The 11351-nt window shown below is 60.5% G+C and carries 10 protein-coding genes; 1 reads left to right on the forward strand and 9 read right to left on the reverse strand.

Annotated features, from left to right (window positions below; genetic code table 11):
• Positions 1-71: 71 nt before the first annotated feature.
• The 9 genes from APH27_RS23785 to hmpA form a co-directional block, all read right to left on the reverse strand.
• Positions 72-455 (reverse strand): YkgJ family cysteine cluster protein, encoded by a 384-nt coding sequence (locus tag APH27_RS23785; protein WP_027920304.1) that lies wholly within the window; start codon positions 453-455, stop codon positions 72-74.
• A 151-nt stretch (positions 456-606) separates the two neighbouring features.
• Entirely contained in the window at positions 607-1815 is a 1209-nt protein-coding gene (alaC, locus tag APH27_RS23790; protein ID WP_027920305.1) for an alanine transaminase, read from the reverse strand.
• 336 nt (positions 1816-2151) lie between these two features.
• Complete coding sequence (cyoE, locus tag APH27_RS23795; RefSeq protein ID WP_027920306.1) at positions 2152-3039, reverse strand: heme o synthase; 888 nt, start codon at positions 3037-3039, stop codon at positions 2152-2154.
• Between the two features lie 11 nt (positions 3040-3050).
• A complete protein-coding gene (gene cyoD / locus APH27_RS23800) occupies positions 3051-3383 on the reverse strand; it encodes a cytochrome o ubiquinol oxidase subunit IV (protein ID WP_027920307.1) in 333 nt (110 codons plus the stop codon).
• The gene (gene cyoC, locus APH27_RS23805; RefSeq protein ID WP_027920308.1) at positions 3383-4006 is read right to left on the reverse strand and encodes a cytochrome o ubiquinol oxidase subunit III; all 624 of its coding nucleotides are present in this window, start codon (positions 4004-4006) and stop codon (positions 3383-3385) included. The genes cyoD and cyoC overlap by 1 nt, the downstream gene beginning before the upstream one ends.
• 3 nt (positions 4007-4009) lie before the next feature.
• Positions 4010-6028, reverse strand: coding sequence for a cytochrome o ubiquinol oxidase subunit I (gene cyoB / locus APH27_RS23810; RefSeq protein ID WP_027920309.1), 2019 nt, complete (start codon positions 6026-6028; stop codon positions 4010-4012).
• 3 nt (positions 6029-6031) lie between these two features.
• Complete coding sequence (gene cyoA, locus APH27_RS23815; protein ID WP_027920310.1) at positions 6032-6976, reverse strand: ubiquinol oxidase subunit II; 945 nt, start codon at positions 6974-6976, stop codon at positions 6032-6034.
• 558 nt (positions 6977-7534) lie between these two features.
• Entirely contained in the window at positions 7535-8041 is a 507-nt protein-coding gene (locus tag APH27_RS23820) for a disulfide bond formation protein B (RefSeq protein WP_060486057.1), read from the reverse strand.
• 313 nt (positions 8042-8354) lie between these two features.
• The gene (hmpA, locus tag APH27_RS23825; protein WP_060486058.1) at positions 8355-9533 is read right to left on the reverse strand and encodes an NO-inducible flavohemoprotein; all 1179 of its coding nucleotides are present in this window, start codon (positions 9531-9533) and stop codon (positions 8355-8357) included.
• 154 nt (positions 9534-9687) lie between these two features.
• Here hmpA and norR point away from each other — a divergent pair, with 154 nt between their 5' ends.
• Positions 9688-11241 (forward strand): nitric oxide reductase transcriptional regulator NorR, encoded by a 1554-nt coding sequence (gene norR / locus APH27_RS23830; RefSeq protein WP_027920313.1) that lies wholly within the window; start codon positions 9688-9690, stop codon positions 11239-11241.
• The last annotated feature ends 110 nt before the right edge of the window (positions 11242-11351 follow it).

Genomic DNA, 11351 nt, shown 5'->3' on the forward strand with positions numbered 1-11351 from the left:
CGGCGCTCGGTCTCAAGAGCGCTGCATCTCTGTGGGCGCCCCCTACAGGTGCCGCAGATAGCGAAACTGGCTCAGGCCACCTCGGCCCCATCATCAGGCCAATGCGGCTCGTTGGCCCCCGGCGGGGTCAGTGGCGGCAGCCCATACGCTGCCCGCGCATCGTCACAGCTCGGGTTATGCACCCCACCCTCCCAAGACGCCTCGAACTCGCGGCACGGGCTTGAACGGTTGGCGTAGATGGTACACGCCACCTCGGTACCGATCTCGCCCTGCAGGCTCACGCAGCGGCAAGGCTTGGCGTCGGTGCCGATCATGGCAACACGGCTGGGGTTGATCTGTACCACCAGGTCGTCCGGCACAAGGCCGCCGGCAGACTGGCATTCGCCCCAGAAGAAGGACACACGGAAGTACCCGCAGCAGGCGCCGCAGTCAAGGCAAGGGTTGTTTTCGGACATGATGGCACGGAAGGAGGGTTGTTGTTATCGGGGCTGGGCCCGCGCGCCATTTGTAATCGAAGCCAGGTCGGCTGAGAAGAGGGGCAATGCAAAAATAGTTTGCCGTTGATCCGGCAGGCCCGAGCCCGACGAAGCGGGCTCGGGTGACGCGTTACTTCTGGGTCAGGCCATCGGCGCGGAACATCTGGCGAATACCGCGAATCGCCTGACGAATCCGATCCTGGTTCTCGATCAGGGCGAAGCGCACATGGTCGTCGCCATAGTCACCAAAACCGATGCCCGGCGACACGCACACCTTGGCCTCGGCCAGCAGTTTCTTGGCGAACTCCAGCGACCCCAGGTGCGCGTACTGTTCCGGGATTTTCGCCCACACGTACATCGACGCCTTGGGGTTCTCGACCATCCAGCCCAGCTCGTGCAGGCCCTTGACCAGCAGGTTGCGGCGCTGACGGTACTGCTCGGCAATATCGCGTACACATTGCTGGTCGCCTTCCAGCGCGGCGATGGCAGCCACCTGCAGCGGGGTGAAGGTGCCGTAGTCGTGGTAGCTCTTGATCCGCGCCAGGGCACTGACCAGCTCGGGGTTGCCGACCATGAAGCCGATCCGCCAACCGGCCATGTTGTAGCTCTTGGACAGGGTGAAGAACTCCACCGCGATGTCCTTGGCGCCCGGTACCTGCATGATCGACGGGGCCTTCCAGCCGTCGTAGACGATGTCGGCGTAGGCCAGGTCGTGCACCACCAGTACGTCGTACTGCTTGGCCAGGGCCACCACGCGCTCGAAGAAGTCCAGCTCCACGCATTGGGCTGTGGGGTTGGACGGGAAACCGAGGATCATCATCTTCGGCTTGGGGATCGATTCGCGGATCGCCCGTTCCAGCTCGTTGAAGAAGTCCACGCCCGGTACCAGCGGTACGGAACGCACCTGGGCGCCGGCAATCACTGCGCCGTAGATGTGGATCGGGTAGCTGGGGTTGGGCACCAGCACCGTGTCGCCCTGGTCGAGGGTGGCGAGCATCAGGTGCGCCAGGCCCTCTTTCGAGCCGATGGTAACGATGGCTTCGCTTTCCGGGTCGATGTCGACCTCGTAGCGCTCCTTGTACCAGTTGGAGATGGCCCGGCGCAGGCGCGGGATGCCGCGTGAGGTGGAGTAGCCATGGGTGTCTTCGCGCTGGGCAACCTGCACCAGCTTCTCGACGATGTGCGGCGGCGTCGCGCCATCGGGGTTGCCCATGCTCAGGTCGATGATGTCCTCGCCACGGCGGCGGGCAGCCATCTTGAGTTCGGCGGTGATGTTGAAGACGTAAGGGGGGAGACGATCGATGCGCGCGAAGCGGCGCGGCGAACCTGGATTGGCCATGGTTTCCTCTGCAGACGTAAGCGCCCGGAACCGTCCGAGCGACGCTGGCCGCTGCGGCGGCCTGGATCAGAAGATAGTGCCGAAAGAGGATTCTTGTAAAGGATAATTTCCTGTTTAGTTAAACATTTTCAGATTTATTTATTGAAAATCAAGGATCTATGTTTTCAGGCCTGGCCTCTTCGCGGGCAAGCCCGCTCCCACAGGGACCGCGCCACATTCAATGCTTGCACTTCACCTGTAGCAGCGGGCTTGCCCGCGAAGAAGCCATCCCAGAAATCACAGGCATAAAAAAACCCGGCGCAATGGCCGGGTTTTTTAGTGAAGCACTCGCCTCGATCAGCGCGCGTAGGTCATCAGCACGTCTGCAGCGGTCTGGCTGTCCACCGACATCATCACGCTCAGGGCAGTGACGGTCAGGATGGAGAAGCCAAACACCTTGCGGGCCCACTTGCTGTCGTCCTCAGCCTTGTAGCCACCCCAGGCCATGTACAGCCAGTACAGGCCCATGGCTGCTGCCACGGCCAGGTAGCCGAGGCCGGCGTAACCGCCGAGGGTGAGCATCAAGGTAGCCAGCAGGAAGGCCAGCACGTACAGCACGATCTGCTTCTTCGCCGCCAGGATGCCACGTGCCACCGGCAGGACCGGAATGTTGGCAGCGCTGTAATCCTTGAAGCGGAAGATGGCGATAGCAAAGCTGTGCGGCATCTGCCACAGGCTGAACATCACCAGCAGGGTCACTGCAGCCAGGTCGAAGCTGTTGCTCACGGCGCAGTAGCCGATCACCGGAGGCATGGCACCGGACAGGCTGCCAACCAAGGTGCCGTGCACCGATTTGCGCTTGAGCCAGAGGCTGTAGAAACCGACGTAGACCACGAAGCCTACAGCTGCGCAGAACGCCGACAGCGGGTTGGCCTGGACATACAGCAGGCTGAAGCCCGCCACCCCGAGCAGGGTGGCGTAGACCAGCGCGAGGGTCAGCGACATGCCGCCCTGCACCATGACGCGGTTCTTGGTGCGCTCCATCTTGTGGTCGATGTCACGGTCGATGCAGTTGTTGAACACGCATCCGGACGCCACCACCAGCGAAGTACCGATCACCACCGCCAGGAACAGGGCGAAATCCACATGGCCCTTCGAGGCAAGGAAGAAACCGCCTGCCACGGAAAGCACGTTACCGAAAATGATCCCCGGTTTGGTGATTTGGATAAAGTGCTTAACGGACATGCAGTCTTACCTCACTTGGCCATCATTTCGAAGTGGATGCTGAACATGATCCACAGCGACAGGCCGACCAGCAGAGCGATTACCAGCGCGGTGAACAGGAACGTCGACACATTGGAGCGCTGCTCTTTCGAGCGGTCCATGTGCAGGAAGTACACGAGGTGTACCACTACCTGAATCACAGCCATGGCCACGATGATCAGAACGGTCAGGTTCTTCGGCAGGCTTGGCGACATGGCCAGGCCGAACGGGATCGCGGTCAGGATGATCGACAGGATGAAGCCGATCATGTACGACTTGACGCTGCCGTGGTTACCTTCGTGATGAGTGTCGTGTGCGTTAGCCATTACAGAACTCCCAGCAGGTAGACGACGGTGAATACGCAGATCCAGACCACGTCCAGGAAGTGCCAGAACAGGCTCAGGCAGCTCATGCGGGTCTTGGCGGTCGGCGTGATGCCGTGCTTGTTGATCTGGTACATCATGATTGCCATCCAGATCAGGCCGGCGGTCACGTGCAGACCGTGGGTACCTACCAGGGCGAAGAAGCCCGACAGGAAACCACTGCGGGTCGGGCCGAAGCCCTCGCCGATCAGGTGATGGAATTCATAGATTTCCATCGCGATGAAGCCTGCACCGAACAGGAAGGTCACAGCCAACCAGCCCAGTACGCCAGCTTTCTTGCCGTCGAACATCTTCAGCATGGCGAAGCCGAAGGTGATCGAGGACAGCAGCAGGAACAGCGTTTCAACAGCTACGAAATCGAGCTGGAAGATGTCGTGACCCGACGGGCCGCCGGCAAAACTGCCGGACAGCACCGCGTAGGTGGCGAAGAGCGACGCAAACAGGATGCAGTCGGTCATCAGGTACAGCCAGAAACCGAGGACGGTCATCTGGCCCGAGTCGTGGTGGTGGTCATCGTGAGCATGGTCATGACCATGCGCGCCACCGTGGATTACTTGACTGGACATTGATTACACCCGTTCAAACGATTCGACACGTGCGCCGGCAGGCAGAGCACCTGCTTTGGCCAGCGCTTTGAGACGCTCGCCTTCGATGCGCGCCACTTCTTCGGCCGGAACCATGTAGCCCTGGTCGTCACGCGCTGCGTGGCGAACGAAGACCGCGATGGTTGCCAGCAGGCTCGCGCCAACCAGCCACCAGATGTGCCAGATGAAAGCGAAGCCGAAGACAGTCAGGAACATACCCATGAACAGACCGGTAGCGGTGTTGTTCGGCATGTGGATCGCTTCGTACTTGCCCGGCACCTTGTAGGCAACACCGGCTTCTTTGGCTTCGTTCCAGCAGTCCAGGCCAACTTTCTCAGGCATGTGGGCGAAGTTGTAGAACGGAGGTGGCGACGAAGTCGACCATTCCAGGGTACGGCCGCCCCACGGGTCGCCGGTCACGTCCAGGTTCTGCTCGCGATCGCGGATCGAAACGACGATCTGGATCAGCTGGCAGGCGATACCGAACAGGATCAGCACGGCGCCGACAACGGCGACATACAGGTAGGGTTCCCACAGTGGGTTGTCGGAGTGGTTCAGACGACGGGTCATGCCCATGAAGCCCAGGGCGTACAGCGGCATGAACGCTACGTAGAAGCCAGAGATCCAGAACCAGAATGCAGCTTTGCCCCACTTCTCGTTCAGCTTGAAGCCGAACGCTTTTGGCCACCAGTAGGCGAAGCCGGCGATGTAGCCGAATACCGCACCACCAATGATCACGTTGTGGAAGTGAGCAATTACGAACAGGCTGTTGTGCAGCACGAAGTCAGCACCTGGAACAGCCAGCAGAACGCCAGTCATGCCACCGATCGAGAAGGTGATCATGAAGCCCAGGGTCCACAGCATCGGTGCGGTGAAGCGCACACGGCCCTGGTACATGGTGAACAGCCAGTTGAACAGTTTCACACCGGTCGGAATGGAGATCAGCATCGTCGCCAGGCCGAAGAAGGTGTTGACGCTGGCGCCGGCACCCATGGTGAAGAAGTGGTGCAGCCATACAGCGAAGCCCAGAACGGCAATGGCGCCCGATGCGTAGATCATCGAGTGGTGGCCGAACAGACGCTTGCCGGAGAAGGTCGAAGTCACTTCCGAGAACACGCCGAATGCCGGCAGGATCAGGATGTAAACCTCAGGGTGACCCCACGCCCAGAACAGGTTGACGTACATCATCGGGTTCCCACCAAGCTCGTTGGTGAAAATGTGGAAGTCCAGATAACGGTCAACAGTCAGCAGAGCGAGTGCAGCGGTCAGGATCGGGAACGAAGCCACGATCAGCACGTTGGCCCAGGTGCAGGTCCAGGTGAAGATCGGCATGTCCATCAGCTTCATGCCAGGTGCGCGCATCTTCATCACGGTGACGAGGAAGTTCACGCCGGTCAGTGTCGTACCCAAACCTGAGAGCTGTAGCGCCCAGATGTAGTAGTCGACACCCACCCCAGGACTGTACTGAATGCCCGCGAGCGGCGGATAGGCAACCCAGCCGGTCTTGGCGAATTCACCAACGCCCAGCGAGATGTTGACCAGCAGCACGCCTGCCAGCAGCAGGTAGAAGCTCAGGGAGTTCAGGAACGGGAAGGCAACGTCACGTGCACCGATCTGCAGAGGAACCGCGAGGTTCATCAGGCCGGTGAAGAACGGCATCGCCATGAAGATGATCATGATCACACCGTGAGCGGTGAAGATCTGGTCATAGTGTTCAGGCGGCAGGTAGCCTTCGGAGCCGCCGGTAGCGGCAGCCAGCTGGGTACGCATCATGATGGCGTCGGCAAAGCCGCGCAGCAGCATGACCATCGCGACGACGATGTACATCACCCCGATTTTCTTGTGGTCGACGGTGGTCAACCACTCGGTCCACAAGTAGGTCCACTTGCGGAAATAGGTGATAGCACCAACGACAGCAATACCCCCGAGCGCGATCATGGCAAGCGTCACCATGACTATCGGCTCGTGGAAGGGTATCGCCTCCAGGGTTAATTTACCGAACATCTCTTACTCCTCTGCACCGGCAGCTGGTTGCATACTCGATTCCACACCCTTGGTTGTGGCCAGATCTTTGCTGCCTGCTTCTTCGTGGACCGGCTTGCCGCGGTTCATGCCTTCGTACTTGTCGACGATGGTCTGGAACAGCTCTGCTGGTGCCTCGCTGTACAGCGCGACTGGGTTATATTCGCTAGGCTTGGCCAGAGCTTCGTACTCGGCTTTGCCCAGTTTCAGTGGCGACTGCTTGACCTCGGCGACCCACTTGTCGAAGTCTTCCTGGGAGGTTGCAGTGGCCTTGAATTTCATGCCGGTAAAGCCAGCGCCGCTGTAGTTGGCACTGATACCGTCGAATTCGCCGTTTTCGTTGGCGATCAGGTGCAGCTTGGTGGTCATGCCGGCCATGGCGTAGATCTGGCCACCCAGGCCCGGGATGAAGAACGAGTTCATCACGGCGTCGGAGGTGACGCGGAAGTTGACCGGGGTGTTAGCCGGGAAGTTGATCTTGTTGACCGTGGCAATGCCCTGTTCCGGGTAGATGAACAGCCATTTCCAGTCCAGTGCGACCACGTCGATCTGAATCGGCTTCACGTCCGAATCAAGCGGACGGTACGGGTCCAGCTTGTGGGTCGACTTGTAGGTGACGTAACCCAGGGCGATGATGATGATGATCGGGATGATCCACACCGCGGCTTCGATCTTGGTCGAGTGCGACCAGTCTGGGGTGTAGGTGGCAGCCTTGTTGGAAGCACGGTACTTCCAGGCGAACGCCACGGTCATGATGATGACCGGAATGACCACCAGCAGCATCAGGCCGGTAGCGATCAGGATCAGGTTCTTTTGCTCAATGCCGACCTGACCTTTCGGGTCGAGCAGGGTCCAGTTGCACCCACTGAGTAAAAGCATGCCTAAAAAGGGCAATATGCCAAACAGTCTGGGGTAACGCTTTTTACTCATCTCACGACCTCTAGATCAGCTTGCTTCAATGCAATTTGTGTTTTGGTAGCCAACACTTCGTCCTGCCAAGTGCGGCATGTCGCGCCCGTACTCGCTCCTGCCCGGGTCTGACTGCAGGACCTTGGCGAAAAGCGGGTTAGCGGTGCTTATGGTTTCGTAGGCAACAGGCCTGTACTTCAGACCAAGTCCATTTGGTGCGGGAAAACGCGGAGGGGGGTCCGCCCGGTATCGCCGTTGGGCGAAACTTGACGAAGTCAGCAAAAAGGAGCGCTGGGGCTTCCTTCAATCCTGCGACTCGCAAGCAGTGCCGAACGGAAATTGGGGGCGATTGTAGATAGGTCGCCAACCCTTGACTATGACTTATTGAGCAACAGTCCTTTACAGAATCTGTAACAATAGCGCTCTACAAATCAACTTCGCGACAGTTTGTCGCACCCCGCTTGCTAGCCCTCAAACCCGCATTTCGCAAGGCTTTGAGGTTGATCTGGATCAAGCGGGAGAGGACTTTTCGCTCTTCTCATCCGGTGCAAAAGACCACACCGAAATCGGGACTTATGTCTAAGACTGGCGCCGGTTGCGGTAGATGCCGAACGGTACCAGGATGGCGGTCAGGACGAACGCCACCAATGCCCACTGCGCCAGCGACAAACCGAGGATCGGCGGGTACGGCGTGCTGCAGAAGCCGTCGACCTGGAACGCAAGCGGCCAGAGCTTGGCCAGGGGCAGGTCGTCGACGATCGGCTGCAGGGTATCGATGCCGCAACTGACCATGGGGTTGGCGAGTATATACACATGGTTGCCAGCCGCAATGATTCCGCCAATTGCGCTGAGCACCACCAGGCCCTCGAACAGGGTCAGGCTGCGACGCCCGGGCATGGCGGCGGCAATAAACGCGAAGATGGCTATAAAGAGCAAGGCGTAGCGTTGCAGGATGCACAGCGGGCAAGGTGCCTCGCCCAGTACCACCTGCATGTACAGCGCACCGCCGATCAGGGCGAGGCAGATCACCCCCAGCAGCACCAGAAAGCGCCGTTCGCGGTTCAGGCGCAAGGATTGTTCGTTCATTGCCGATTCCTTCGATGGATAGATGGCAGCGTGGTCCGCCCGCCTGCGTGCAATTCTACACGCAGGCATGGCCCATTAGCGTGTCGAGGTGGCGGCGAGACAGCTCTGCGCAGGGCTATCCGGAGATGCTGAGACCGGCTGCTGTAACGTCGGTTCAACGTCGGCCGGTAAAAAAGCGGCTGCCCGGGCGCCGCACAGGGGCAAGCCCCTCGACACCCGGGAGTGAAGGATACAGTGATTAAAGGAGGATTAAAGATGAAAGGTGCCGTGGCACCCTTCATCTTTCCTTATATATACGCCGCGCCGACAACAGTCATTCCAGGGCAGCCGCCGGCCCGAAGAACTCGTAACGGCTCTGCTGCTCTGGTACACCCAGGCCCTTCAGCTGGCGCTTGACCGTTGCCATGAAGCCTTTTGGCCCGAGGAAGTAGGCGTCCAGATCACGCTCGCGCGGCAGCCACTCACCCAGCAGGTCCTGGCTCAGCAGGCCAACCGCATCGGCCTTCTGCGCCCCCTCCTGCTCGGCATAGCAGTAGAAGCGCGTAAGCTGCGGGTGGCGCTCGGCCAAGCCATCGACCCAGTCGCGGAACGCGTGCACCGCACCGTTACGTGCGCAGTGGATGAAATGCACCGGGCGCTGGGTCTGCAGGGCCGCTTCGAGCATCGCCAGGGTCGGGGTGATACCAACACCACCGCTGATCAGCACCAACGGCTTGTCGCTGGCCGCCAGGATGAAGTCACCCGCTGGCGGGAACAGCTGCAGGGAGTCGCCAACCACCAGCTCATCATGCAGGTAGTTGGAGACCTTGCCGCCCTCCTCGCGCTTGACGCTGATGCGGTACCCCTGGCCGTTGCACAGGGCCGACAGCGAGTAGTTGCGGCGCTGCTCGGCACCGTCGATGAACAGCTTCAGGCCGATGTACTGGCCAGGTTCGGCCTTGAGTACTGGCTGGCCATCCACCGGGGCAAAGTAGAACGAGGTGATCTCGCTGCTTTCCTGCTCACGACGGACCAAGCGGAACTCGCGGGTTCCGCGCCAGCCACCGGCGGCCTCTTCCTTCTGTTTATAGAGGTTTTCTTCGGCACCGATGAGGATGTCGGCCAACTGGCCATAGGCAGCGGCCCAGGCGGCGATGACCTCAGGCGTGGCGATTTCCTTGCCCAGCACTTCTTCGATCGCTCGCAGCAGGCAGCTGCCGACGATCGGGTAGTGTTCCGGCAGGATCTGCAGGGCAACGTGTTTGTTGATGATCTGGCCGACCAGGCCACCGAGCTGTTCAAGCTGGTCGATGTGCCGGGCATACATCAGTACGCCATTGGCCAGCGCCCGCGGCTGGTCGCCACTGGCCTGGTGGGCCTGGTTGAACAGCGGGCGTACCTCTGGGTACTCGCTGAGCATCATCTTGTAGAAATGGGTGGTCAGGGTTTCACCACCGGTTTCCAGCAGGGGGACAGTGGCTTTGATGATTGCACGTTGTTCGGAATTAAGCATTTGCGACAACTCCTGAGCCTGAGGCTTGAAAAGGTTGCCCTTCTAATTACAGCAATCGTGCCAACTATTTCCCCAATGAAATCAGGGTGTTGGCGAACACCATGTCAAATTGACCTGACCAAGCGTATAGTCAAATTGACCTACAGGAGTCCATATGACTACAAAGCCATTGCTCACTACCTTGCTGCCGCTGGTCAGTGACCTGTCCCGCGATCTGCCCGACCAGGAGCGCTACCGCCGCTTGCTGCAGGCCATGCGCGGGCTGCTGCCCTGCGATGCCGCCGCGCTGCTGCGCCTGGATGGCGAATGGCTGGTGCCGTTGGCCGTCGATGGGCTGTCGCCCGACACCTTGGGCCGTCGCTTCAAGGTCAGTGAGCACCCGCGTTTCCAGATCCTGCTCAGCCGCCGGGAACCGACACGCTTTGCCAGCGACTCCGAGTTGCCCGACCCTTACGATGGCCTGGTCAACGCCCCTGACGCCGACCTTGAAGTGCACGACTGCATGGGCTGCCCACTGATGGTTGATGAGCGCCCGTGGGGCCTGGTAACCCTCGACGCCCTCACCCCCGGCCAGTTCCAGACCCTGGAGCTGGACGCCTTGCAGGCCTTTGCCAGCCTGGCCGCCGCCACCGTGACCGTGGCCGAGCGCATCGAGCACCTGGCCCTGCGCGCAGAGGACGAGCATCAGCGCGCCGAGGTGTACCGCCAGGCCAGCGGCCAGGACAAGGAACTGATCGGCCAGAGCCCGGCGCACAAACGGCTGCTGGAGGAAATCCGCCTGGTTGGCGGTAGCGACCTGACGGTATTGATCACCGGCGAGACCGGCGTCGGCAAGGAGCTGGTGGCCATGGCCCTGCACCAGGCCAGCAACCGCGCAAACAAGCCATTGGTCAGCCTCAACTGCGCCGCCCTCCCCGAAACCCTGGTGGAAAGCGAACTGTTCGGCCATGTGCGTGGTGCATTCACTGGCGCTCACGGCGAACGCCGCGGCAAGTTCGAGCTGGCCAATGGCGGCACGCTGTTCCTCGATGAAGTGGGCGAATTACCGTTGACCGTTCAAGCCAAGCTGTTACGTGTACTGCAGAGTGGCCAGCTGCAACGCCTGGGCTCTGACCGCGAACACCGTGTCGATGTACGCCTGATCGCTGCCACCAACCGCGACCTGGCCGCCGAGGTACGCGAAGGCAACTACCGCGCCGACTTTTACCATCGCCTGAGCGTATACCCGCTACAGGTACCGCCATTACGCGAGCGTGGGCGTGATGTGGTGCTTCTTGCCGGTTACTTCCTCGAACAGAACCGATCACGCCTTGGCTTGAACAGCCTTAGGCTGAGCAGCGACGCGCAGGCAGCACTGCTGGCATATGACTGGCCGGGTAACGTGCGCGAGCTTGAACACTTGATCGGTCGCTCGGCCCTCAAGGCCATGGGCCAGCACCCGGAGCGCCCACGGATCCTGACCCTGGAAGCCAGCGACCTCGACCTGCGCGCCGCCCAGCCTGCAACAGTTGCCACCCAGGCTGATGCCACACTGGCCACAGCGCCCATGCCCGCGGGCGGCCTGCGCGAAGCCGTGGACGATTACCAGCGCCAGGTAATCGATGCCTGCCTGCATCGCCATCAGGAAAACTGGGCCGCAGCGGCCCGCGAGCTGGGCCTGGACCGTGCCAACCTGAGCCGCCTGGCTCGTCGCCTGGGGCTTCGCTGAGCCACATTTACTAAAGGACTATCCGTAAAGCCATCTGGTGGCAATCTGCTGGGCTGCTATATCTCCCTAATCTCCAGTTACGCGGCTGTTTCACGGCCACGCTGCGCGCG

The sequence above is a fragment of the Pseudomonas sp. NBRC 111123 genome (assembly GCF_001320205.1).
Classification (GTDB): Bacteria; Pseudomonadota; Gammaproteobacteria; order Pseudomonadales; family Pseudomonadaceae; genus Aquipseudomonas; species Aquipseudomonas putida_J.